The 24,854-nt window shown below is 37.9% G+C and carries 20 protein-coding genes; 15 read left to right on the top strand and 5 right to left on the bottom strand.

Annotated elements, in window-relative coordinates; all coding sequences use genetic code 11:
- Positions 1 to 2 precede the first annotated feature (2 nt).
- From B045_RS0111755 to B045_RS0111795, 9 genes are all read left to right on the top strand, one after another.
- The gene (locus B045_RS0111755; protein ID WP_018464453.1) at positions 3 to 1,091 is read left to right on the top strand and encodes an ABC transporter permease; all 1,089 of its coding nucleotides are present in this window, start codon (positions 3 to 5) and stop codon (positions 1,089 to 1,091) included.
- A 4-nt stretch (positions 1,092 to 1,095) separates the two neighbouring features.
- The gene (locus B045_RS0111760) at positions 1,096 to 2,163 is read left to right on the top strand and encodes an ABC transporter permease (RefSeq protein WP_018464454.1); all 1,068 of its coding nucleotides are present in this window, start codon (positions 1,096 to 1,098) and stop codon (positions 2,161 to 2,163) included.
- A 137-nt stretch (positions 2,164 to 2,300) separates the two neighbouring features.
- On the top strand, positions 2,301 to 3,656 hold the full coding sequence (locus B045_RS0111765) for an NAD(P)/FAD-dependent oxidoreductase (RefSeq protein ID WP_018464455.1): 1,356 nt from the start codon (positions 2,301 to 2,303) through the stop codon (positions 3,654 to 3,656).
- Positions 3,657 to 3,771: 115 nt separating this feature from the next.
- A complete protein-coding gene (locus B045_RS0111770; RefSeq protein ID WP_025883606.1) occupies positions 3,772 to 4,419 on the top strand; it encodes a DUF47 domain-containing protein in 648 nt (215 codons plus the stop codon).
- Positions 4,420 to 4,444: 25 nt separating this feature from the next.
- Positions 4,445 to 5,461: an inorganic phosphate transporter gene (locus B045_RS0111775; RefSeq protein ID WP_025883607.1), complete on the top strand. Its 1,017-nt coding sequence runs from the start codon at positions 4,445 to 4,447 to the stop codon at positions 5,459 to 5,461.
- 253 nt (positions 5,462 to 5,714) lie between these two features.
- Positions 5,715 to 6,548 (top strand): sulfite exporter TauE/SafE family protein, encoded by an 834-nt coding sequence (locus tag B045_RS0111780; protein WP_018464458.1) that lies wholly within the window; start codon positions 5,715 to 5,717, stop codon positions 6,546 to 6,548.
- A gap of 5 nt (positions 6,549 to 6,553) precedes the next feature.
- Positions 6,554 to 6,937, top strand: coding sequence for a DUF1634 domain-containing protein (locus B045_RS0111785; protein ID WP_018464459.1), 384 nt, complete (start codon positions 6,554 to 6,556; stop codon positions 6,935 to 6,937).
- Between the two features lie 405 nt (positions 6,938 to 7,342).
- Positions 7,343 to 8,038: a response regulator gene (locus B045_RS0111790; protein WP_018464460.1), complete on the top strand. Its 696-nt coding sequence runs from the start codon at positions 7,343 to 7,345 to the stop codon at positions 8,036 to 8,038.
- 34 nt (positions 8,039 to 8,072) lie between these two features.
- Positions 8,073 to 9,482, top strand: a complete 1,410-nt coding sequence (locus B045_RS0111795) for a sensor histidine kinase (protein ID WP_018464461.1) — start codon at positions 8,073 to 8,075, stop codon at positions 9,480 to 9,482.
- Between the two features lie 44 nt (positions 9,483 to 9,526).
- On the opposite strand, the gene nhaD is transcribed toward B045_RS0111795, so the two are convergent.
- Positions 9,527 to 10,891, bottom strand: a complete 1,365-nt coding sequence (gene nhaD / locus B045_RS0111800) for a sodium:proton antiporter NhaD (protein ID WP_018464462.1) — start codon at positions 10,889 to 10,891, stop codon at positions 9,527 to 9,529.
- Between the two features lie 214 nt (positions 10,892 to 11,105).
- Here nhaD and B045_RS0111805 point away from each other — a divergent pair, with 214 nt between their 5' ends.
- From B045_RS0111805 to recA, 3 genes are all read left to right on the top strand, one after another.
- A complete protein-coding gene (locus B045_RS0111805) occupies positions 11,106 to 11,717 on the top strand; it encodes a DUF6621 family protein (RefSeq protein WP_018464463.1) in 612 nt (203 codons plus the stop codon).
- A 27-nt stretch (positions 11,718 to 11,744) separates the two neighbouring features.
- Complete coding sequence (locus B045_RS0111810) at positions 11,745 to 12,983, top strand: saccharopine dehydrogenase family protein (RefSeq protein WP_025883611.1); 1,239 nt, start codon at positions 11,745 to 11,747, stop codon at positions 12,981 to 12,983.
- Between the two features lie 63 nt (positions 12,984 to 13,046).
- The gene (recA, locus tag B045_RS0111815; RefSeq protein WP_018464465.1) at positions 13,047 to 14,066 is read left to right on the top strand and encodes a recombinase RecA; all 1,020 of its coding nucleotides are present in this window, start codon (positions 13,047 to 13,049) and stop codon (positions 14,064 to 14,066) included.
- A 66-nt stretch (positions 14,067 to 14,132) separates the two neighbouring features.
- Here the strand turns inward: recA and B045_RS0111820 are convergent, their stop codons facing one another.
- From B045_RS0111820 to B045_RS0111830, 3 genes are all read right to left on the bottom strand, one after another.
- Positions 14,133 to 15,521: an MATE family efflux transporter gene (locus B045_RS0111820; protein ID WP_018464466.1), complete on the bottom strand. Its 1,389-nt coding sequence runs from the start codon at positions 15,519 to 15,521 to the stop codon at positions 14,133 to 14,135.
- Positions 15,522 to 16,082: 561 nt separating this feature from the next.
- On the bottom strand, positions 16,083 to 16,736 hold the full coding sequence (locus tag B045_RS0111825) for an FKBP-type peptidyl-prolyl cis-trans isomerase (RefSeq protein ID WP_018464467.1): 654 nt from the start codon (positions 16,734 to 16,736) through the stop codon (positions 16,083 to 16,085).
- Positions 16,736 to 18,286, bottom strand: a complete 1,551-nt coding sequence (locus B045_RS0111830; RefSeq protein ID WP_018464468.1) for a glycine--tRNA ligase — start codon at positions 18,284 to 18,286, stop codon at positions 16,736 to 16,738. The genes B045_RS0111825 and B045_RS0111830 overlap by 1 nt, the downstream gene beginning before the upstream one ends.
- A 177-nt stretch (positions 18,287 to 18,463) precedes the next feature.
- Here B045_RS0111830 and B045_RS0111835 point away from each other — a divergent pair, with 177 nt between their 5' ends.
- From B045_RS0111835 to B045_RS0111845, 3 genes are read left to right on the top strand one after another with little or no spacing between them, the layout of a single operon-like run.
- Positions 18,464 to 21,193: a DNA gyrase/topoisomerase IV subunit A gene (locus B045_RS0111835; protein ID WP_018464469.1), complete on the top strand. Its 2,730-nt coding sequence runs from the start codon at positions 18,464 to 18,466 to the stop codon at positions 21,191 to 21,193.
- Positions 21,168 to 22,025 (top strand): DUF3316 domain-containing protein, encoded by an 858-nt coding sequence (locus B045_RS0111840; RefSeq protein ID WP_018464470.1) that lies wholly within the window; start codon positions 21,168 to 21,170, stop codon positions 22,023 to 22,025. Before B045_RS0111835 ends, B045_RS0111840 begins: the two co-directional genes overlap by 26 nt.
- Positions 22,022 to 23,068 (top strand): S41 family peptidase, encoded by a 1,047-nt coding sequence (locus tag B045_RS0111845; protein ID WP_018464471.1) that lies wholly within the window; start codon positions 22,022 to 22,024, stop codon positions 23,066 to 23,068. Before B045_RS0111840 ends, B045_RS0111845 begins: the two co-directional genes overlap by 4 nt.
- A 46-nt stretch (positions 23,069 to 23,114) precedes the next feature.
- Here the strand turns inward: B045_RS0111845 and B045_RS0111850 are convergent, their stop codons facing one another.
- On the bottom strand, positions 23,115 to 24,041 hold the full coding sequence (locus tag B045_RS0111850) for a hydrogen peroxide-inducible genes activator (protein ID WP_018464472.1): 927 nt from the start codon (positions 24,039 to 24,041) through the stop codon (positions 23,115 to 23,117).
- Positions 24,042 to 24,854 lie beyond the last annotated feature (813 nt).

Genomic DNA, 24,854 nt, shown 5'->3' on the forward strand with positions numbered 1-24,854 from the left:
ATATGACAACATTCATATCATTTATAATAAAAGAGGCACGCCATATACTGCGTGACCGTCGCACCTTACTTATACTTATAGGTATGCCAATCGTGATGATGTTCCTGTTTGGATTTGCCATTACCACCGAGGTGCGTAATGTGCGCATTGTGCTTGTATCGTCTTCAATTGACAATAGAACGCAGAAAATTACCAATCGTCTTGATGCATCAACATACTTTAATATCACGGCAAAGACGAGTAATACAGATGAGGCTAAGACTTTGCTCAAAGGAAATAAAGCAGATATGGCTATAGTTTTCAGTCCGAATTTTGCCAATCATATATATGATGGTGAGGCGAGAGTGCAGATTATTGCTGATTGTGCTGATCCAAACATGGCGATACAACAGGCGAGCTATGCCAGTCAGATAATACTTTCAGAACTGACTTCGGTAGGAGTTGCGAATGGTGGGGCATTGATAAAGCTGATGTATAATCCACGAATGGAGAGTGCTTATAATTTTGTACCAGGAGTAATGGGAATGATCCTTATGATAATATGTGCGATGATGACTTCAATAAGTATTGTTCGTGAGAAGGAACGTGGCACGATGGAGATCCTGCTTGTGTCGCCCGTTCGACCTATACTTATTATTGTAGCTAAGATGATACCATATCTTGTTCTCGGCATTGTAGATCTGATATTCATTCTAACTATATCATATTTTGTATTACATGTGCCTATAGCTGGTAGTCTGTTATCTCTTTCGGCAGTTTCTGTGTTATTTATAATAGTAGCGTTGTCGCTAGGACTCCTTATAAGTGTTCTTACCGAAACTCAGGTGGCAGCAATGTTAGCCTCTGGAATGATGCTTCTCATGCCTAGCATATTAATGTCAGGAATGATATACCCAATAGAGAGTATGCCAGTTGTGTTGCAGTTTATTGCTCATCTTGTGCCAGCTTCGTGGTTTATTTCTGCATGCAGAAAGATAATGATAATGGGCGTAAGCATCACAATGGTTTGGAAGGAAGTGTGCGTTATGACAATTATGGCGATATTGCTTCTTACCATTAGTCTCAAAAAGTTCAAGAAAAGATTAGAGTAGAATTATGATACTGAGATACCTCATAGAAAAAGAGTTCAAGCAGATACGTCGTAATGCGTTTCTGCCAAAGATGATTATAATGTTTCCCATTGTGATTATGCTTGTAATTCCTTGGATTACCAACTTGGAAATAAAAAACATCTCACTGCTGGTAGTAGACAATGACCGAACAACTACATCGCAACGGCTGGTACATGAGATGGAGGCTTCTAATTATTTCATCTTTAAAGGGATGTCTTCGTCTTACGATGAAGCCGTAAAGGAGATGGAAAAGGGGAATGCTGATATCATAGCGGTGATACCACAGTATTATTCACGCGATCTTGTAAATGGTAATCCCACAAATGTTCTTATAGCCTCCAACTCTGTAAACGGAACAAAAGGTGCTATGGGAGCTTCTTACTTGTCGAATATCGTTGTACCATCGACGGGCAAACTTCCGATATCAGTGCTTAATCTATTTAATATTTATCAGGACTATAAGGTGTTTATGATTCCGGCGCTAATGGCGATACTGCTTATTCTCTTTTGCGGTTTTATGCCTGCGCTCAATATAGTAGGCGAGAAGGAAGTAGGAACTATCGAACAGATAAATGTAACACCTGTAGGAAAGTTCTCGTTTATCATGGCAAAGATTATACCTTATTGGGTGATCGGACTCGTCGTGATGACAATATGCTTTATCCTTTCATGGGCTGTTTATGGTATCACGTCGGCAGGACCATTGGCGGTGATATATCTCCTAGCAATAATCATGGCACTTATTATGAGTTCGCTCGGACTTATCATATCCAATTATAGTAGCACAATGCAGCAGGCAATGCTAGTAATGTGGTTCTGCATGGTATGTTTTATTCTTTTAAGCGGACTGTTCACGCCAGTCCGTAGTATGCCTGATTGGGCTCAATATCTAACAGAAATAAATCCAATGCACTACTTTATAGATGCAATGCGTATCGTGTTTATTCGTGGTGGAAGTCTTTTCGAAATAATGCCTCAATTTATGGCGCTTATGTCCTTTTCAGCCGTTATGGGTACATGGGCAGTGGTGAGTTACAGGAAGAACAATTGATATATAACATATAATAAATAAATATTAAGAAATTCAGCGTGATTTTATTGATAAATTCACAAAAAGATACTACCTTTGCAGAAGACTATTTTAGCTGACATTATTTATTAATTGTATATTCATTATCATCATTCAGTATGAGCTTAAACGTTGAAAAAGGAAACAAGAAAAGAGTCGTTATTGTAGGTGGAGGTTTCGGTGGTTTAAAATTGGCTACCAGTCTGCGCCATTCAGGTATGCAGGTAATCTTGATAGACAAGAATAATTATCATCAGTTTCCACCACTGATCTATCAGGTGGCTTCTGCCGGCATGGAGCCTAGTTCAATTTCTTTCCCATTCAGAAAGATATTCCAGGATCGTAAGGATTTCTATTTCCGCATGGCTGAAGTTAGAGCTGTGTTCACGGATAAAAAGATTATCCAAACATCAATAGGAAAGGTTGACTATGATTACCTAGTATTCGCAGCCGGAGCTACGACAAATTTTTATGGTAACAAGCATATTGCTGAAGAAGCAATGCCTATGAAGAATGTTGCCGAGGCTATGGGACTGCAGAATGCTATTCTTGCTAACCTTGAACGTTCGATTACTTGTGCCAATAATGTTGAGCGTCAGGAATTACTCAATGTTGTTATCGTTGGTGGTGGAGCAACTGGTGTAGAGGTTGCCGGTGTACTTTCAGAGATGAAGCATACGATTTTGCCTCATGACTATCCAGATTTGGACAGCAGTCTGATGAATATATATCTTATTGAAGCAGGCAATCGCCTTCTTTCTGCTATGTCACCAGAATCTTCAGCTAAAGCAGAGGAGTTCCTGCGTAAAATGGGTGTAAACATATTGCTAAATAAGAAGGTTACTGATTATCGTGACCACAAGGTTGTGCTTGCTGACGGAAGCGAAATAGCTACTCGTACATTTATCTGGGTAAGTGGTATCGCTGGTGTTCAAATCGGCAATATGGATAAAGCTTTCTTGGGAAGAGGCAACCGTATTAAGGTTGATGAATATAACAGAGTTACAGGCATGGAAGACGTATTTGCTATTGGTGATCAGTGTATCATGAGTGGTGATAAGGAATATCCTAATGGACATCCACAGTTGGCTCAGGTATCAATACAGCAGGGAAAGCTACTTTCAAAGAATCTTCGTCGTCTTGTTAAAGGCAAGAGTATGACGCCATTCTCTTATAAGAACCTTGGCTCAATGGCTACTGTAGGAAGAAATAAAGCGGTTGCAGAATTCAGTAAGATAAAGCTTCAGGGATTTGTTGCATGGGTTTTGTGGCTTGTTGTTCACCTTCGCTCTATACTTGGTGTTCGCAATAAGGTTATCGTTTTGCTAAACTGGATATGGAACTATTTCAACTACAACCAGTCTCTGCGAATGATATTCTATCCAACGAAAGCTAAGGAAGTTATTGAGAGAGAGGCACGAGAGGCTGTTACTCATTTGGGTGAAGATTTACTGAAAGAGGAGAATTGTGAATAAAAAATGTGAATGTAACAAGTTGATAAAACTATTGTAGCATTTTTGTAACAACTATTTAATACTTTTGCAGCGTAAAAATATTAATTATTATAAAGTGATTAAAAAGAACAAGATGATGAACAATTCTTTTTTTAGCAAATTCGGTCCTAAAGAACCAAAGTTCTTTGACTATCTGAAACAGGTTTCTGAGATACTCTTGGCAGCATCTGAAATGTTACAAGGTGCTCTAGAATGCCAAACAGGCGAAGAACGCAAAGAATTCTTTCGTAAAATAAAAGAAAAGGAACGTTTAGGGGATGAATTGTCTCATAAAATTTTCGAAGAACTAAGTTCTTCTTTCATCACTCCTTTCGATCGTGAAGATATCCATCTTCTAGCAGACAAACTCGATGATGTTATTGACAGAATCAATAGTTGTGCAAAGCGTATAGCAATATACAATCCAAAGAAGAATAATCCTTATGAGAAGTCTTTGGGTGAAATTGTAAAGAAAGGTGCTGAATGTATTGATGACGCAATGGAAGAACTTGGTTCTATTCGTAAGAACGCAGCAAAACTGAAACTGCATTGCAAGACCTTACACGATCTTGAAAATGAGGCTGATGATGTTTACGAAACTGCTATCATTAACTTGTTCGAGGAGGAGAAAGACGGAATCGAACTAATCAAGATGAAGGAAATCCTGAATGAACTTGAAAAGACTACTGATGCTGCAGAACACGTTGGTAAGATCTTAAGAACGATTATCGTAAAATATGCGTAATTGACGTAATAATATATAAGTATCTATGATATTACTTATCTCAATTATCCTTTTGGCGTTGATGTTTGATTTCATCAATGGTTTCCATGATGCAGCAAACTCTATTACAACAATAGTTACAACGAAAGTGCTCACTCCGTTTCAAGCGGTGATATGGGCAGCATTCTTCAATTTTGTAGCTTTTTTCATCTCAAAATATATAATAGGTGAGTTTGGTATTGCCAACACTGTTTCAAAAACTGTTTATGAGCAATATATTTCGTTGCCAATAATTCTTGCAGGTGTTATTGGTGCCGTTATATGGAACTTGCTTACATGGTGGAAGGGTATTCCTTCTTCTTCATCACATACTCTTATCGGTGGCTTTGCCGGTGCTGCAATTATGGCAAACGGCTTTCAGGCTATTCAGAGTTCTGTGATTATGAAGATTGCAGCATTTATTCTTTTGGCTCCTTTTATTGGTATGGTAATAGCATTTTTTATATCAATGCTAGTGCTGTATGTCTGCCGAAAGATGAATCACACTAAAGCTGAGGTTTGGTTCAAACATCTTCAGCTAGTATCTTCAGCCCTATTCAGTATTGGACATGGTTTGAATGACTCTCAGAAGGTAATGGGTATAATCGCTGCTGCCCTTGTTGCAGCTCATCCGCTTCATCTTGGTCTGGGAATACATTCTGTAGAGGATATGCCTGATTGGGTGGCTTTCTCTTGTTTCTTTGCTATTTCAGCTGGAACAATGTCAGGAGGTTGGAAAATCGTTAAGACGATGGGCACAAAGATTACAAAGGTAACTCCGTTTGAAGGAGTTGTCGCAGAGACATCTGGTGCCTTGACATTATTCCTTACAGAATATTTAAAGATTCCTGTTAGTACAACTCATACCATAGCTGGATCTATTATGGGAGTAGGAGCTACAAAGCGACTATCAGCTGTAAGATGGGGCGTTACAAAGGATTTGATGGTAGCATGGCTTCTCACCATTCCTGTAAGTGCTATTCTTGGAGCACTAGTTTATCTATTAGTGTCACTATTCTTGTGATTTTATACAGATAATAATCAAAACGTTACAAAAGAATGTGCAATTGAATGCATTGGTTTTCTTTTGTAACGTTTTTCTTTTTATATCTGATAATATGATCGCATAATACTCTGTAAATGCTTTAATTAGTTATTTTTTCTGATTTGCAAACTATCGTTAAAAGCCTTGTAAATAATTAAATATATATTATTGAAGTGTTGAAAATACTTTTTGAGAGCACAAAAATTGTACCTTTGTGCGAAAAATAAAAAGGATGACAGTTTTAACATTTACAATTATTTTAATCTGTTCGGCTTTCCTTGCTGGACTTCTCGGCTCGCTTACGGGCTTAGGTGGTGGAGTGGTAGTGATACCAGTATTGACGCTTTGTTTTAATATTGATTTTCATTATGCCATAGGTGCAGCCCTTGTTGCTTCAATAGCTACATCTTCTGGTTCGGCCAGTGCTTATGTAAAAGAGGGTATAACCAATATTCGTCTTGGAATGTTCTTGGAGATAGCTACCACGATTGGTGCTGTTGGCGGAGCTATTATAGCCTTGTGGATGCCAACTAACATTATTGCTGTTATCTTTGGTTTGGTATTGATTTTGACTTCTGCCATGCAAATGCGTAGAAAGGTTGATCATACAAATGTCGTGGGAAGCGAGTTAGCACGCAAACTAAAGCTATATGGTACTTATCCTACTAAAGATGGTGAGAAAAAATACGAACTTACAAATGTTGGTGGAGGATTTTCTGTTATGCTTGGTGCTGGAGTCCTTTCAGGTCTTCTTGGTATTGGTAGTGGTGCCTTAAAGGTGCTCGCTATGGATGCTGCAATGAAAGTTCCATTTAAAGTAAGTACAACAACGAGTAACTTTATGATAGGTGTTACTGCTGTTGCTTCAGCAGTTGTTTATATTCAGAGAGGATACATTGCTCCAGGAATAGCTTTCCCAATAATGATAGGAGTCTTGGGCGGTTCGCTTTTTGGTGCCAGACTCTTGAAAAGACTCGATGTAACCGTGTTGAGAAAGATATTTGTCTTTGCCATTCTGTTGGTTGCGATAAATATGATATATAATGGTATAATGGGTAAATTTTAAGGACTATGGAATTGATGAATGAAAATAAGAAGATGCAGCAGTTGATAGGTTCAACTCTGCGCATCGGTGTAATGACGGCGTGTTGCATTGCTGTTCTCGGTGGAGCATACTATTTGATATGTCACGGTTCTGAGCCAGTGCCTGATTATTATAAATTTCATGGCGAACCATCATCATTGACTTCATTAAGTGGAATATTCGGTGGGTTGCTTCATTTAAAGGCTGCAAATTGGATACAATTAGGAGTATTAGTTCTTATGCTTACTCCAATAACCAGAATTTTACTTTCATTATTTGATTTTGCGCATCAGCGTGATTGGCTATACGTGACCATAACGATGATAGTCTTTCTTGTAATATTGTCAAATTCACTTGGTGGAATATTATAAATAAATATATTAATGCAGGAGTTTATCTCCTGCATTTTTTTTATAAATACCTTTTATCAGTTTTAGTCGATTTGCTAAATAAATATTTTTAGCCTATTATCTTTTCATAGAAAACAGCATGTAGAACACATAATATAAACGAATATGCGAAATGCAAGGAGTTTTATAAACGCGTATTCTGTCTTTAAATTGTCTAGAAAGATTGCTTATATCGTATGTTAGTGGTGGAAGTGCATTCCTTTTTTGATAAAAAATATACCAAATTATTAGTTCATATTAGAAAATGTTGTATATTTGCTATTGAATTAAATTACACAGGTATGGCGTGTAACACTATTGTAACTATAATGAAATAGATATAAATCAACAAAGCTGTATCTTTGCAACATCACAAATAATAAAGACATGACAGAAAATAATTATCGTATTCTTGTTGTTGATGATGAACAGGACTTATGTGAAATTCTGAAGTTTAATTTAGAAACTGAAGGATATGAAGTGGAGACTGCTAACTCTGCCGAAGAGGCTTTGACTATGGATATAGCCGGCTTCGACTTGTTGTTGCTTGATGTAATGATGGGGGGGGTCTCAGGCTTCTCTATGGCTAAGACTATAAAGAAAGAACCTGCAACTGCTAATATTCCAATAATTTTCTTAACAGCTCGTGATACAGAAAACGACACTGTAACAGGATTTAATATTGGCGCAGATGACTATATATCTAAACCATTTTCAATAAGGGAAGTGATGGTAAGGGTACGTGCTGTTTTGCGACGGACTTCTGATGATGGCGCAGCTGCTGTAGAACAACAGCTAATAAGTTACCAAGGACTAGAAATGAATCTCAGTAAAAAGACGGTTGCTATTGATGGAGAAGATATTCCTTTCACAAAAACCGAATTTGAACTTCTACAATTGCTTCTTGAAGAACGTGGAAGAGTTTTTTCTCGCCAGGAACTTATTGATCGGATTTGGCCAAAAGATGTATTAGTTCTCGATAGAACTGTTGACGTAAATATAACACGACTGAGAAAGAAGATTGGAAGATTCTCTAAATGTATTGTAACAAGATTGGGATTTGGATATTATTTCGACTCATAAAGTTACCTTAATGAATGTATAATATAGAAAAAGAATGAAGAGAATATCGGTAGGAACAAAGCTTCATCTGACCGTTATGTTTGTTTTTCTCTCTTTTGCTGTGGCTTTCACGCTGTTTCAGCATGTCAGAGAAAAGCAATACAAGATAGACAATCTTGAAATACGTCTACAAGCTTTTAACGAGAGTATGGATGATGCGTTGCACTATATCGGGAAAAATGACGAAAAGACTCTTTCTGGATACGTTAAGAGAAATAAAATACCAGACCTTAGAGTGACACTTATTAAGCCTGACGGAAAGGTTATCTTTGATAATATACGGAAGGACTATGCCAACTTTAGCAACCATTCAAACAGGAAGGAAGTAAAAGCTGCTCTTAAATATGGCTCTGGTTCTGAAATTGACCGTACCAGTAGTACCCTAAAAAGGCATTATTTCTATTCTGCTACATATTTTAAAAAAGATGGTTACATAATACGCAGTGCGATGCCTTATGACAACAATCTTTCTGAATCGCTTAAAACAGATCAGCATTACATCTGGTTTTCTCTTACTGCAATAGTTATTCTTACATTAGTATTGTATAAGTTTACTGGTCCACTAGGACGAAATATCACTAAACTACGCAGCTTCGCAAGTAAAGCCGACCATAATGAGAGTCTTGACACAGAAGATCTTATGGAATTTCCTGGTGATGAACTTGGTGAAATTGCTGAGAAAATTATTAAGTTGTATAAACGATTGCAGTCTACGCGTAAGGAACAGAATATGCTTAAACGGCAGTTGACTCAGAATGTTGCGCATGAACTGAAGACTCCTGTTGCAAGTATACAGGGATATCTAGAGACGATCCTAAATAATCCTAACATAAACGAGGAAACAAGATTGCAGTTTATGCAGAGGTGTTATGCACAAAGTCAGAGGCTCACAGCATTATTGCAAGATATATCTACGCTGAATCGTATGGATGACGCTCCTCATTTGATAGACTTTACTAGTGTGAACATATCGCAGACGGTTAAGGATATTATTAAGGACACGGAATTGCAGCTTAGTGAAAAACAGATGAAGTTTAACAATCTATTGCCTGACAATATTGTTATCAATGGTAGTCAAAGTTTGGTATATAGCATATTCCGCAATCTTACAGATAATGCTATTGCCTATGCTGGAGTAGGGACAGAGATCACTTTAAGTGCAACTGACAATATAAATCAATGGCAGTTTGTATTCAAAGATAATGGCATTGGAGTTAGACATGAGCATTTGGCACGACTATTTGAGCGTTTCTATCTAGTTGACAAGGGACGAAGTCGAAAGATGGGAGGTACTGGTCTAGGACTAGCTATAGTAAAGAATGCAGTGCTTCTTCATAAAGGAATGATAAAAGTTGAAAATAGAAAAGAGGGTGGACTTATGTTTACTTTCTTCTTGCAGAAATAAAATAGGAAAGGCTGATGAAATTTCATCAGCCTTCGTCTTTATAGTTATAGCGGTGTTGCAAAAAAGTAAGTCCTTATGAGCCAATAGCTGAGAATGCCAGCAATATATCCGACAAAGGCTATCCAGCTGACTTTCTTCATGTACCAACCGAATGTTATTTTCTCCAATCCCATTACAACAACTCCAGCAGCACTGCCAATGATTAATATGCTTCCACCGACTCCTGCACAATACGCAAGAAGCTGCCAGAACAAGCCGTCAACGGCAATATCGCCAGTAGGTGCTATTGGATACATTCCCATACATCCTGCAACCAAAGGAACATTGTCAACGATGCTTGACACGACACCGATAATGCCAGTTACTATATAGTGATTACCATGGAATGTTGTATTAAGAGTTGAACCAAGCGATGTGAGTATTCCAACTTCTTCAAGACATGCAACAGCCATCAATATACCGAGGAAGAAAAGTATCGTTGTCATATCTATGCGAGACAATAAGTTGCTTACCCTTTTCTGGAATGTGACTTCGGAATTTACCTTATGCAAACGGTGATAGAATATTTCTGTGATAGTCCAAAGCACACCAAGGACAAAGAGTATTCCAATAAATGGAGGAAGGTTTGTCAGTGACTTGAATACGGGTACAAACATCAAACCGCCTACACCAATGAAGAATATTATTTTGCGCTCTATGTTGGAAAAATCCAATCTGTTTTCATCAAGACTTTCATGAGTGTTGGCATTATAGTTTACTAGTTCGCCTTTTAGCTGAGTCTGTAATATCAAAGCCGGAATTATGAGTGAAACTACTGCAGGTACAAATACTTCTGATATGATGCCCAGAGATGTTATCACGCCCTTGTTCCATAGCATGATAGTGGTAACATCGCCAATAGGGGAGAAAGCTCCACCGGCATTGGCGGCTATTATAACTAGGGATGCATAGATTATGCGATCCTTATGGTCGTGAACCAACTTGCGCAAGATCATAATCATCACGATACTTGTGGTGAGGTTGTCGAGAATTGCCGAAAGAAAGAATGTCATAAAGGCTATTTTCCATAGCAATCCTCGCTTACTCTTAGTAAACATTCTGCTTTGAACCCAATTGAATCCTCCATTTTGGTCGACAATCTCAACGATAGTCATTGCCCCCATAAGGAAGAATAAGGTAGTACTGGTGCTTCCCAAGTGTCGTTCAATTGCATTGCATGCTTCATTAACCAATTCATTGCCAGTAAATCCAGAAATGTAACTCCCCGGATTGACCATGAACAGTGCCCAACATGCAACAAACATGAGCAGCGCTACGGCTGCTTTGTTGACTTTTGTAATACTCTCAAGGGCTATAAATAGATAGCCCAGAACGAATACCACAACAATAGCGATTGTTAAAGAACTCATTTTCCTAATTATTAATTTGTAGTTATGAGTAATTTGTTTTTTAGTTCACTGACAAAGGTAATATAAATCGAAGATAATACAAAATTAATTTTATTTATTTTTATTGTTAAGATGTGGTGTGTCTTATTAATAAAGATACTTCAAATGAGTGGAAATGCAAAATTAAAAACAAATTTTCCTTTGCATTTACGTTCGTTTCTATTATCTTTGTAGCATGAATACTCCAAATACTGACAATGTAAAGATGAGCGAAAACATAATTATTGCAGATGCTGATTATGTGGATTCTGTAGCTTTCAACCTTATCGTAAATTTCGAGCGTATGATTGGACGTGCCGTTCCAAAAGCTGACCTTAGCCAATGGGCTGTTTGTGTCGCTCTTGATGGAGGTGTACGTGAGGGTAAAAACGATACTCAGATAGTACTTGCTCATGAGAAGAAAAATACATCCTTGGACAATTTCAAGCCTTCTGATTATGAAAAGGATTTAAATTCAAAAGCTTTCAATGACGATAAACTCGGTGAGTTTACATTTACTTCAGTTGAAGTAGGCGATGTGGTGAATAAAGATGAGTATATTGAGAATGTGCTCAAGACCGTATTGCAGCATGAGGAAGTGAAGAAAGTTATGATTATTCCTGACACTGAAAATAGTGATATATGTTCTCGGATAAGAAGTTTGCTGCGTAATGTGGATGATGACAACAAACGAATCACTATGTTTGCTATGCAACCTATTGAAGGTGGTAATTTCCGTCAGGAGATATTGGGATATTCGTTGATGAATGCTCTTGGTATTCGTGCTGATGAAATCAACGGCAAATAAGTAGAATAAAAAATAAAAGATATAAATATGAGTAGAGTTTTAATGATTGGAGCCGGTGGCGTTGCTACAGTAGCGGCTTTTAAAATTGCCCAGAACACAGATGTGTTTTCTGAGTTTATGATTGCTTCTCGTCGCAAGGCGAAATGCGACAAACTGGTTGAGTCTATTCACAAAGCTGGTCTGAACATGGATATCAAGACTGCTCAGGTGGATGCTGACGATGTTGAACAGTTGAAGACCCTTTTCAATAGTTTCAAACCCGAACTCGTAATTAATCTGGCTTTGCCTTATCAGGACCTTACTATTATGGATGCATGTCTGGCTTGTGGATGCAACTATCTTGATACAGCCAACTATGAACCAAAAGATGAGGCTCACTTTGAATATAGCTGGCAATGGGCTTATAAGGATAAATTTGAAAAAGCTGGGCTGACCGCTATCCTTGGATGTGGTTTTGATCCTGGAGTAAGCGGAATATATACTGCTTATGCAGCAAAGCATCACTTCGATGAAATTCAATATCTTGACATCGTAGACTGCAATGCAGGAAATCATCACAAGGCTTTTGCAACAAACTTCAACCCAGAGATTAATATACGTGAAATCACTCAAAAAGGATTGTATTATAAGGACGGACAATGGATTGAAACAGATCCTTTGGCTGTTCATAAAGATCTTACATACCCTAACATTGGTCCACGTGATAGTTATCTTATGCATCACGAGGAACTTGAAAGTCTTGTAAAGAACTATCCTACTATCAAGCAGGCTCGCTTCTGGATGACTTTCGGTCAGCAGTATCTTAACTATCTTGACGTTATTCAGAATATCGGAATGTCACGTATCGACGAAGTTGAATATGAAGCACCTCTAGCAGATGGCTCAGGAAAGACTACTCGTGTGAAGATTGTTCCGTTGCAATTTCTCAAAGCTGTATTGCCTAATCCTCAGGAACTTGGTGAAAACTATGAGGGCGAGACCAGTATAGGTTGTCGTATACGTGGTATCAAAGATGGCAAAGAACATACATATTATGTTTACAATAATTGTAAGCATCATGAGGCATACAAGGAAACTGGTATGCAGGGTGTGAGCTACACAACTGGTGTTCCTGCAATGATAGGCGCAATGATGTTTGTAAAAGGTATATGGAAAAAGGCTGGTGTGTGGAATGTTGAGGACTTTGATCCAGACCCATTCATGGAACAGCTAAATAAGCAGGGACTTCCTTGGTATGAGGAGTTTGATGGTGATTTGGAATTATAATCAAATTTTAATAAAATAGTCTACCTTATATCATATTAAGGTAGACTTCAATACTATATTATTATGGCAAAAGAAACAGATCAGGCTGCAGCCCAAAGCGATAAATTGAAAGCTTTGCAGGCAGCTATGTCTAAAATAGAAAAAGATTTCGGCAAAGGTTCCATCATGAGAATGGGGGATGAAAAAGTCGAAAATGTAGATATCATACCAACAGGTAGTATGGGACTAAACGCTGCTCTTGGTGTTGGTGGTTATCCTCGTGGACGTGTTATAGAAATCTATGGTCCTGAATCTTCTGGTAAGACGACTCTCGCCATTCACGCTATCGCTGAAGCTCAGAAGTTAGGTGGTATAGCTGCTTTCATAGATGCGGAACATGCCTTTGATCGATTCTATGCACAAAAGTTGGGCGTAGATGTAGATAATCTTTGGGTCAGTCAACCAGATAACGGAGAGCAGGCTTTGCAAATAGCTGATGAACTAATTCGTTCAAGTGCTGTTGATATTCTTGTTATCGACTCTGTTGCTGCTCTTACTCCTAAGAAAGAAATAGAAGGGGATATGGGTGACAATGTAGTTGGTCTTCAGGCCAGACTTATGAGTCAAGCTTTGCGTAAGCTCACTTCTACAATAAGTAAGACAAATACTTGTTGTGTATTTATCAACCAGTTGCGTGAAAAGATTGGTGTGATGTTTGGAAATCCAGAAACTACAACTGGTGGTAACGCATTGAAGTTCTATAGTAGTGTTCGCCTTGATATACGTCGTGTTACTAGCATCAAGGATGGTGATCAGGTTGTTGGTAATCAGGTGCGTGTGAAAGTTGTTAAGAACAAGGTTGCGCCTCCTTTCCGAAAGGCAGAATTTGAAATAACTTTCGGTGAGGGTATCAGTAAGGTTGGTGAAATTGTAGACTTGGGTGTTGAGCATGGTGTTATTCAAAAGAGCGGTAGTTGGTTCAGCTATAATGGTTCTAAACTAGCTCAGGGACGCGATGCTACAAAAACTTTGTTGAAGGATAATCCAGAACTATGTGATGAACTTGAAGGACTTATCATGCAGGCAATAGAAAATAAAAAGTAATATCTGCTTGCATTAAATATAATAGAAAATGGGATTTGAATCATTATTCAAATCCCATTTTCTTATTTATACATGCTTAATAGCAGGTCTGTTTAACCATTTTCCACGCATAAGGCGTATCAGGAATAATATTCCACGTGCTGTTAGTTCTGTTGCCATGGCAAACCATACACCTTTTAATCCATATCTTGAAGCCAATACGTATGCCATCGTTAGACGTACGCCCCACATGGTACATAAATTGATGAGCACGGGCTTGAATGTATCGCCTGCACCAACACAGACGCTGTAAGTAACGATACTTGCCGCAAAGAAAGGCTCAGCGAAAGCCTCAATGCGAAGACATTGCACACCAAGATTTTGTATTGAGCTTACACTAGATAGAATAGACATCATCTCTGGAGCAAATATATACATTATAATTCCCATGAATGCCATTACTGCCATTCCAAGTCCTACTGTCATGTGGGCAAAACTCTTGCAAAGATCTTTTCGTCCTGCGCCAAAAGTTTGACCAACTAAAGTACTTGCTGCATCACCGATACCATATCCTGGCATATAGCATAGGCTCTCTACCGTTATTGCAAAAGAGTTGGCTGCAATTGCTATGTTGCCCAATGGCGCTACAATCATGGTACTTATAACTTGAGCACCACTCATGAGCATAGCCTGCAAAGCTATAGGTCCACTTATCTTTGCAGCATTGCGTACGTAGTCCCAATTCCAATAGAATTTCATCTTATCTAGATGAAGTGCCAAAATCTTACTTTTGCAAGTTGCTTGCCATACCATAGGAAGTACAGTAACAACATAAGCCATCAGCGTACCCAATGCGGCTCCGGCAACTCCTAATTTAAATACATAGATGAATATGTAGTTGAATACCACATCAAGTAAACACATTGCGACAGAAAGTATACTTGGAATCTTCATATTGCCTGATGATTTCAACATGGATGAAGACATAAAGTATAGAAGCACGAATGGTAATGCAAATGAATATATGAGGAAGTAGGCTGATGAATTTCCTGCGATGTCAGAACCGCCACCTAACCAATATGGTAAATGAGTGTGTATTGCTATTCCAATACTCATCATCAGCAGACTGAAAATTAATCCGCATATCAATGCATGACGAAACACTTGGCGAGCCTTGAAGAAGTCGTTGGCACCAATGAAGTGTGCTACTTGAACTGAAAAGCCCGTAGATAAAGCGCCAAGCATGCTACCCATGAGCCATGTGGTACTCTCAATAATACCAATGCTTGCAGATGCTTCTGCGCCAAGATGACCAACCATTGCTGCATCTATAAAAAACATCATTACTGATGTTATTTGTGCCAACATAGAGGGTACACTTAATCCTATAATAAGATTGAGCTTCTCTCGTTGGGTCATAGGGCTGCCATTCCTAATCTTTGCTAATAAAGCATCGCTTTTTCTGTTGCTTAACATAAATATCTATTGAAACTGCAAAATTACTGTAAATACATTGAATTTCAAAATTATAGTTTGTTTTTAAACTACCACTATTACAGAAATGCACAAAAAAAAACGATTCCAGATCTTTGGAATCGCTACTCTCAAATTTATACTAATACTATTGTCTTCTCTATATAATCTGTTATCCGTATCTGAAGCAATCTTTATAAACCTCTAAAAAAACTTATACACTAATTGTAAAATAATGAAGTGCCTTATAATAGGCTTCTACTAATACCTTTACCTGAATTCTCTTTACCTTAACCAATACCCAGCGTTATCCTTAATCAAATTACCTTGTCTTTAGACGATGCAAAGATAGTAACTATAAATCATCCGATAATATTTTTGTATCTTTTTATTCTTAAAAAACAAGTATTCTTGATATATATCAAGATGTGTGTTCGCGCACAGTGCTATTTATATTGTATTGTACATGTTTACATTCATATTTTGTATTATGAAAAGCGGTGACCTACTTATAGTAGATCACCGCATATACCTTATTATATATTATATATCAAAAAAGTCTTCTTATTTATCTATCCAGGTGTTATCTGTAGCTTTAGCTTTGAAAGTAGGGACAGTTACGCCAACATGATAATAGCTCACTAGCGTAATATCGAATATAAGTGTAGAATATCCTGGAATTCCTGTGCTACCGCTTGTACCATAGCCTAACTGATATGGAATATAAACTTTCCATCTGTCGCCTACATGCATATTCTGCAATGCGGTGGCAAAACCGTCAACAACATTACTAACTGCAAACTTTACCGGTACGTTTGTTGAGGCATTATATTCATCAGTATTCCAACTCTTGTCGAATACGTATCCTTCTGAATAGCTTGTAGAAGGTAGCAGACGACCTTCATAATGCACGCGCACTGAGTCGGTGTATATCGGACTTGTTGTACCTGTACCCTTCGCTATCACTTGGGCCACGATATAATCTTCAGGATTATTATGAATACTATCCTGATAAGACCATTTCTTAATGACCTTCCATGAATCACTGCCTGATGCTACATATTTCACAGCCTCAGCATAAATGCTGTTGAATTTGCTTTCGTTTGTAGCTTGCCAGTTAGGATACTCATCTACAGTGTTGCTATTTTCGCTGCATGATGACAATCCTGCGATTGACATCACTAGCAACATGATATATAATATATGATATTTTTTCATTAGTCTATATTCAGTTTCTTAAGGAGATTTGTAATGCTTACGCGATCTTCCATTAATGAACGCAGATTATCAATGTCAACACGCTCTTGTTCCATTGTGTCACGATAACGCAAAGTAACTTTATGATCTTTTGGTGTGTCATGATCTACTGTTACACAGAAAGGAGTACCTACAGCATCCTGACGGCGGTAACGCTTACCAATAGAATCCTTAGGGTCACCATAGTGAGTATTGAAGTGGAACTTCAGATCGTCAACAATCTTTTGAGCCAACTCTGGCAGACCGTCTTTCTTATCTAGTGGGAATACTGCACACTTAACAGGTGCTAATGCCTCTGGCAACTTCAATACAATGCGTGTCTCTCCGTTCTCAAGCTGCTCTTCTGTATAACTGTGACAAAGGATAGATAGGAACATACGGTCAACACCAATAGATGTCTCAACATCATACGGAGTATAGCTTTCGTTCTTTTCTGGATCGAAATACTTAATCTGTCGACCGCTGAACTTCTCGTGCTGGCTTAAGTCAAAGTTTGTACGAGAGTGGATACCTTCAACTTCCTTGAAACCAAAAGGCATCTTGAATTCTATATCTGTAGCTGCATTGGCGTAGTGAGCTAGCTTTTCGTGATCGTGGAAACGATAACATTCTGCACCCATACCAAGAGCCTCATGCCATGCAAGACGATGCTTCTTCCAATACTCAAACCATTTCATCTCTGTTCCTGGCTGGCAGAAAAACTGCATTTCCATCTGCTCGAATTCACGCATACGGAATACGAACTGACGTGCGACAATCTCATTTCTGAAAGCCTTACCTATCTGTGCAATACCGAAAGGTAGCTTCATGCGACCAGTCTTCTGCACATTAAGATAGTTTACAAATATACCCTGTGCTGTTTCAGGACGAAGGTATATTTTGTTTGCTTGGTCACTAAGTGAACCAATTTCTGTTGAGAACATCAAGTTGAACTGACGCACGTCTGTCCAGTTCTTTGTTCCGCTTATTGGGTCTACAATTTCCTCGTCAAGTATAATCTGCTTCAAAGCTTCAAGGTCTGGACCTTGCATAGCCTCGGCATATCTAGTATGAAGATCATCGCGCTTCTTCAAGTTCTCAATTACGCGAGGATTAGTCTCACGGAATTGAGCCTCGTCAAAAGAGTCACCGAAACGCTTCTTTGCCTTTGCAACTTCCTTCTCAATTTTTTCTTCATATTTTCCAATCTGGTCCTCGATAAGGTTATCGGCACGATAACGCTTCTTTGAGTCGCGGTTATCAATCAATGGATCGTTGAATGCGTCAACATGGCCGCTTGCCTTCCAAACGGTAGGATGCATAAAAATACTGGCATCAATACCGACGATATTGCTATGAAGCAATACCATGCTCTTCCACCAGTATTCCTTAATATTGTTTTTAAGCTCAACACCATTCTGACCATAGTCATAAACAGCTGCTAGTCCATCATAAATTTCACTGCTAGGGAAGACGAAGCCATATTCTTTACAATGACTTACAATCTTCTTGAATACATCTTCTTGTGCCATAATTACTAAGTGTTCAAATTTTTGTGCAAAGATACAATATTTATAATAAAAAAAGCCCTATTTAATTATTAATTTAGTTCTACTTTAAGGATAAATAAGACATTTATCAATTTTTTTTTGTATCTTTGCATCATTCTATTTTCCAGATTAAATCAAGACTACGACAAAAATACATACATGGACGATAACTATAAAGACAATAATGATATTGTAAACAATGAGGATGAGGAATTGACGGATAGTGCACATTCCGACTACAAACCGGCTGAAAAATTTGATGCATCTGCCGTTCATCACCTCAGTGGCATGTATAAGAATTGGTTTCTAGATTATGCCAGTTACGTAATTTTGGAACGTGCCGTGCCGCATATTGAGGATGGACTTAAACCTGTGCAGAGACGTATCCTACACTCAATGAAGAGAATGGATGACGGACGATACAACAAGGTGGCTAATATCGTGGGACATACTATGCAGTTTCATCCTCATGGTGACGCATCTATTGGTGATGCACTTGTGCAGATGGGACAGAAAGATCTGCTGATCGATACACAGGGTAACTGGGGTAACATCCTAACGGGTGACCGTGCTGCAGCTCCACGTTATATTGAGGCACGCTTGTCTAAATTTGCGCTTGATGTTGTATTTAATCCTAAAACTACCGATTGGCAGTTGAGCTATGACGGACGTAACAAGGAGCCAATAACGCTCCCTGCTAAGTTCCCGTTATTGTTAGCACAGGGCGCTGAAGGTATTGCTGTAGGTCTTAGCAGCAAAATTCTTCCACACAACCTAAATGATATTTGTGATGCCGCAATAAGCTATCTCAGCGGAGAAGACTTCAATTTATATCCTGATTTCCCCACAGGTGGAGCTATTGATGTTAGCAAGTATAATGACGGACAACGTGGTGGCGCTTTAAAGGTGCGTGCGAAAATAGAAAAACTCGACAGTAAGACTCTTATAATACGTGAAATTCCGTTCAGCAAGACTACCACAACTCTTATTGATAGCATACTTCGTGCAATCGAAAAGGGAAAGATTAAGGCAAAGCGTGTTGACGACAATACAGCTGCCGAGGTAGAAATACAGATACATCTTGCACCTGGTGTTTCGTCAGACAAGACTATCGATGCACTTTATGCATTCAGCGACTGTGAAATAAATATATCTCCTAACTGTTGTGTAATTGAAGATAATAGACCATGTTTCCTGACTGTAAGTGATGTGCTTCGCCATAGTGCTGAACGCACAATGGGACTGTTGCGCAAGGAACTTCAGATACGTCGTGGAGAATTGCTTGAACAGTTATTTTTTGCGAGCCTTGAACGTATATTTATCGAGCAGCGAATATATAAAGAAAAGAAATTTGAGCAGGCTCCAGATATGGATACGGCTATTGCTTTTGTCGATGAGAAGCTTACTCCTTTTAAGCCAGACTTCATACGTGACGTTACACGTGATGATATACTCAGACTTATGGAAATAAAGATGCAACGCATCCTGAAGTTCAATAAGGATAAGGCAGAGGAACTCCTCGCAAGGATTAAGGCTGAAGTTGCTGATATCGACAATGACCTTGGCCATATGACAGATGTAACGATAAACTGGTTTAAGTTTATAAAGAATAAATATGGTGCCGATCATCCTCGTCATACCGAAATACGCAGCTTTGATACGATAGATAGTACAAAGGTCGTTGAAGCTAATCAAAAATTGTATATCAATCGTCAGGAAGGCTTTGTAGGTACAGGTTTGAAGAAAGACGAGTTTGTATGTAACTGCTCTGACATTGACGATATTATTATATTTTATAAGGACGGATTGTTTAAGGTTATAAAGGTTGCCGAAAAGATATTTGTTGGTAAAGGTATCATTTGGTTGCAAGTGTTCAAGAAGAACGATAGGCGTACCATATACAACGTTGTGTACAGGGATGGAAAACAGGGTTGTTATTATATCAAGCGATTTAATGTCACTAGTATAACACGTGATAGAGATTACTACTTGACACTTGGCACTCCTGGATCAAAAATTATGTATTTCACAGCTAATCCAAATGGAGAAGCTGAGGTTATAAAGATTACTCTTGATGTTGATCCAAAACTGAAACGACAGAATATATTCCGTGAAAAGGACTTTAGTGAAATCATGATAAAGTCTAGGTCTGCAAAGGGAAATCTTCTATCTAAAGTAGGAATACATCGCATAAGTCTGAAGAATCATGGACATTCAACTCTAGGTGGTCGTAAGGTATGGTATGATCCAGATGTGAAGCGAATCAACTACGAAGAGCATGGATATTCATTGGGTGAATTCTTTGATGAAGATCGCATACTAGTAGTTCTCAAAAATGGTGATTTCTATATCACAGACTTTGATGCAAACAACCATTATCCTGATAATATTTTGCGTATAGAGAAATGGAATCAGCATAAAGTTTGGACAGCAGTTTTGTATGATGCTGATAATCAAGGTTATCCATATGTCAAACGATTTACTATGGATGCAATCAAACGACCTCAAAATATGTTGGGCGATAATGCAAATAGTCAACTCGTGTTGCTCACAGATACATATTATCCTTTAATACAAGTTTCTTATGGAGGCAACGACTCTGTGAGACCAGCTGAGGAAATTGACGTAGAACAATTCATCGGAGTTAAGGGATTTAAGGCAAAGGGTAAGAGAATTTCTACTTGGGAGATAGACTCAATAACCGAACTTGAACCTACAAGATTCAATGAAGAGGAATATACCAAAATTGAAGACACTGAAAACGAAGATGAAGAAGAGGAAGATCTTGACCCGGATGCTGGTAAAAGTCAGCAACAGATAATCGATGAGCAGATAGGACAGCTCAGCTTATTCCCTGAAGACGATGAAAATAAAGACGATAAAAAATAAAATTCTTCTCATGTTGCCTGCTATATTACTGTGCAACATGAGTATGAATGCACAAACCGACTCATTGAGATTTGGCGATAAGTTTATCACCAATAGTAAGATGCTTGGTGTTGGAACTACTAATATACTTGATACTTATCTAAGCCCTGAAAAATATACTGGTACAGATGTTAGATATATCAGTCATACATTGAAACAAAGACAAGGAAACAGATTTGTCTATGAAATTGTTCATCAAGGTAATATTTCATATGTTGATAATCGTTCTGGTGACGGAAAGGAGATGTCGGGCAACTATAATTTTCAATATGGTGTGCATTATCTGTTTAATACTTGGAATATAGGAAGCAATCAACTTTTGTTGGAAGCTGGTGGAAACGTAGAGGCAAATGTTGGATTTATATACAATACGCGCAATGGAAATAATCCTGCACAGGCTCGTGCATTTATAAATATAGTGCCAACAGCGGCTCTTGAATATAATTTCCATAACCCATTTCATAGTGGGGCATATCGTGACTTTAAACTAAGATATGAGATAGGTGTTCCTGTTGCAGGAATAATGTTTAGCCCTAATTACGGGCAGTCTTATTATGAGATATTCTCTGAAGGAAACTACGACCATAATGTCTGTTTCACGCATCCAGGTAATGCCCCTTCGTTGCGCAATATGCTAACTTTTGATTTTCCGCTATTGCATTCCACTTTCCGCATAGGATATCTTGGCGAGTTTCAACAGGCTCGTGTGAACAACCTTAAACAGCATGTCTATACTCACGCCATAATGATTGGAATAGTAAAGACATTTAAACTAATTAAAGTAAGAAAATGAGATATTCTTCAATAGGCATATTCAAAAATAATAATATATCATTATTGATTTTATTTGTTTTATTCTCACTCACTTCATTGACAGGATGTGTAGATGAGGATCAGTATGCCGATAATCCCAAGGGAAACTTTGAAGCTCTTTGGAATATAATAGACCAGCATTATTGTTTTTTTGACTATAAGGCTCAACAATATGGACTGGATTGGAATGAAGTACACACAAAATATGCCAAACAGATAAATGGCCAAATGACTGATGGACAACTCTTTGAGGTTTTAGGCAATATGCTTGGTGAACTGCGTGATGGGCACGTTAATATGTATTCTAGTTTCGATGTTGCAAGAAACTGGTCATGGCATGAAAACTATCCAAGTAACATTAGTGACTCGCTTATAACAAAATATCTTGGTACAGATTATAAAATCGCCAATGGTATGAAATATCGAGTACTTGATGATAATGTTGGTTATATACGTTGTTCTACTTTCGAAGACAAGTTAGGTAGTGGTAACCTTGATGAGATAATGTCAAGCTTACTATTGACTCGTGGATTGATTATTGACCTAAGGAATAACACTGGTGGAATGATGACAAGTGCAGAGGAGTTTGCTGCAAGATTTACCAACAAGAAGATTCTTGTTGGATATATGCAGCACAAAACAGGTAAGGGGCATAGTGATTTCTCATCATTGGAAGAACAATATCTAGAGCCTAGTACAGGAATACGTTGGCAGAAGTCAGTTATAATACTAACTAACCGCAGCGTTTACAGTGCAGCCAATGAGTTTGTGAAGTATATGAAGTGTTGCCCAAACGTTACGATTGTTGGCGACAAAACAGGTGGTGGAGCAGGAATGCCATTCAGTAGTGAAATACCCATAGGTTGGAGCATTCGTTTTTCTGCATGTCCTATATTTGATAAAAATAAAGCAAGCACAGAGTTTGGAATAGACCCTGATTATAAAGTAGATATGACAACAACAGATTTCTACCATGGCAAGGATACTATAATAGAATTTGCACGAAATCTATTTTTAAAGTAACTTTAATTCTATCAATCGTAGATTGAATAAATTTGCTTTAATATTATTAAACTCGTTGCTGATGAGGTTTCAACTTTAGCATATCTTCTGGTATTGCTTTTTTAATACTTTCGGCAATAAGTTGAAGTATAGTATTACGAATAAAACTATTTGTAGTTATAATAATAATCTTTCTAGTAGGAGAAGGTATTGCGAATTGACGAACCAATTTCCTTTTATTCTCTGTCAATTGTGTAGCGGCAAGTTCTGGAATAAAAGTAACACCTCGACCACCTTCAACAATGTGCATGAAAGTCTCTATACTTCCAAGACGATATGCGCGTTCACTGATTGCTGCATGTTTTAAATGGCAGAACTTCTGCATTTGCTTGCTAAGGCAGTGACCTTCCCCCAAAAGCCATAGGAATTCACCATTCAAATCCTTATCTTTGATGGTCTCATTATTGATAAGTTTATTATTTGGTGATACATATACGAAAAGCTCCTCATAATAAAGTTCGGTCTTTTCAAAATCATCCATACCGTCAAGGTCTGCTACGATACCGGCATCAATATCACCATGGCGCAATGCTTTCTTAATATCCTCAGTCTTCATTTCCGTAATTCTCACGTCCATATCAGCATGCTTGTTTATCATTTGTGGAAAGAAACGAGGTATAAGATATGGTGCTATTGTAGGAATTATACCAAGATTAAATGTTCCGTCAACAGAATTCTGTTGTTCATTAACGATATCTTTTATACGCATCGAACTAAGGACAGTCTTTTTTGCTTGCTCCAATACAATTTGTCCTATTTGGGTTGGCACTAGCGGATGCATTCGGCGGTCGAAAATCTTTATTCCGAGTTCATCCTCTAGTTTTTGAATCATCGCACTTAAAGTTGGTTGAGTAACATTACAGTAATCTGCCGCATTTCCGAAATGACGAAAACGATCTACGGCGATAATATATTCAAGTTGTTGCAGTGTCATTATATTCTTTATTTTCTACAAAAATACACATTTAATTTGAAGTTAAATCACAATTAATAGATTTTATCAATATATACATAAATTTTTTCTGTTGGAGCCTATTAGCAAACATATTATCTTTGCACCATGACATTTTCAAGTAAGATTTAAAGAATTCGGTTGTTAAGAGTAAAACATTCAGCATCTAAAGTATGTTTGTCGTTTATAAGGTTAAACTTAGATACGATTTCATTTTTAGAATTAGTTACAATATAATGCTGATGACTCAACTTAAAATGAATGGATGAATTAGTCTCAATGGCATGGCATTAGACTAAATGATGTTTGCTCGGAGTACGAATATACAGACATCACGAATATCCTCTATATGTAAAAATGACTCATTAAATGATTGATTATATTTCTAGATATCGCCCCATGCATTATTGCACGACTCGTTGTTGGGATAACAACAATATTTCACTTACAATTGATAAAAGTAAATAAAACTCTTTGCATATGAGGATTAAGTATTTCTATAATAAATAGCGTGCTACAATAATAAGTAGTACGCTATTTTTTTGTTCATTTACCGAAATGTCCTCCACTTTTGCTGTAATGAATTATCTTTGAATACGTTAAGCGGTGGTGGAGACCTCCACTCATTGAGTGATTAGGGTCTAATCACTCTATTCTCCTCCACGCTTTGCAGAGTGATTGGGCCCTAATCACTAAACGGCGCTTCAAAAAAAGTGATTTTATCATTGAACTGCTTCATGTATTATGCTACCATCAATATTGTAAATTTCATACATTAACCTGTTTCTTGCAAGT

The organism is Segatella paludivivens DSM 17968 = JCM 13650 (assembly GCF_000373185.1).
Classification (GTDB): Bacteria; Bacteroidota; Bacteroidia; order Bacteroidales; family Bacteroidaceae; genus Prevotella; species Prevotella paludivivens.

Excerpts from the sequence above, each read along its gene's own strand:
- B045_RS0111795 (WP_018464461.1), top strand. The coding sequence starts at position 8,073 with ATGAAGAGAATATCGGTAGGAACAAAGCTTCATCTGACCGTTATGTTT.
- B045_RS0111765 (WP_018464455.1), top strand. The coding sequence starts at position 2,301 with ATGAGCTTAAACGTTGAAAAAGGAAACAAGAAAAGAGTCGTTATTGTA.
- B045_RS0111760 (WP_018464454.1), top strand. The coding sequence starts at position 1,096 with ATGATACTGAGATACCTCATAGAAAAAGAGTTCAAGCAGATACGTCGT.
- B045_RS0111775 (WP_025883607.1), top strand. The coding sequence starts at position 4,445 with ATGATATTACTTATCTCAATTATCCTTTTGGCGTTGATGTTTGATTTC.
- B045_RS0111820 (WP_018464466.1), bottom strand. The coding sequence starts at position 15,521 with ATGTTAAGCAACAGAAAAAGCGATGCTTTATTAGCAAAGATTAGGAAT.
- B045_RS0111770 (WP_025883606.1), top strand. The coding sequence starts at position 3,772 with ATGAACAATTCTTTTTTTAGCAAATTCGGTCCTAAAGAACCAAAGTTC.
- B045_RS0111835 (WP_018464469.1), top strand. The coding sequence starts at position 18,464 with ATGGACGATAACTATAAAGACAATAATGATATTGTAAACAATGAGGAT.
- recA (WP_018464465.1), top strand. The coding sequence starts at position 13,047 with ATGGCAAAAGAAACAGATCAGGCTGCAGCCCAAAGCGATAAATTGAAA.
- B045_RS0111785 (WP_018464459.1), top strand. The coding sequence starts at position 6,554 with ATGGAATTGATGAATGAAAATAAGAAGATGCAGCAGTTGATAGGTTCA.
- B045_RS0111755 (WP_018464453.1), top strand. The coding sequence starts at position 3 with ATGACAACATTCATATCATTTATAATAAAAGAGGCACGCCATATACTG.
- B045_RS0111790 (WP_018464460.1), top strand. The coding sequence starts at position 7,343 with ATGACAGAAAATAATTATCGTATTCTTGTTGTTGATGATGAACAGGAC.
- B045_RS0111825 (WP_018464467.1), bottom strand. The coding sequence starts at position 16,736 with ATGAAAAAATATCATATATTATATATCATGTTGCTAGTGATGTCAATC.
- B045_RS0111850 (WP_018464472.1), bottom strand. The coding sequence starts at position 24,041 with ATGACACTGCAACAACTTGAATATATTATCGCCGTAGATCGTTTTCGT.
- B045_RS0111845 (WP_018464471.1), top strand. The coding sequence starts at position 22,022 with ATGAGATATTCTTCAATAGGCATATTCAAAAATAATAATATATCATTA.
- nhaD (WP_018464462.1), bottom strand. The coding sequence starts at position 10,891 with ATGAGTTCTTTAACAATCGCTATTGTTGTGGTATTCGTTCTGGGCTAT.
- B045_RS0111810 (WP_025883611.1), top strand. The coding sequence starts at position 11,745 with ATGAGTAGAGTTTTAATGATTGGAGCCGGTGGCGTTGCTACAGTAGCG.
- B045_RS0111840 (WP_018464470.1), top strand. The coding sequence starts at position 21,168 with ATGAAAATAAAGACGATAAAAAATAAAATTCTTCTCATGTTGCCTGCT.
- B045_RS0111805 (WP_018464463.1), top strand. The coding sequence starts at position 11,106 with ATGAATACTCCAAATACTGACAATGTAAAGATGAGCGAAAACATAATT.
- B045_RS0111830 (WP_018464468.1), bottom strand. The coding sequence starts at position 18,286 with ATGGCACAAGAAGATGTATTCAAGAAGATTGTAAGTCATTGTAAAGAA.
- B045_RS0111780 (WP_018464458.1), top strand. The coding sequence starts at position 5,715 with ATGACAGTTTTAACATTTACAATTATTTTAATCTGTTCGGCTTTCCTT.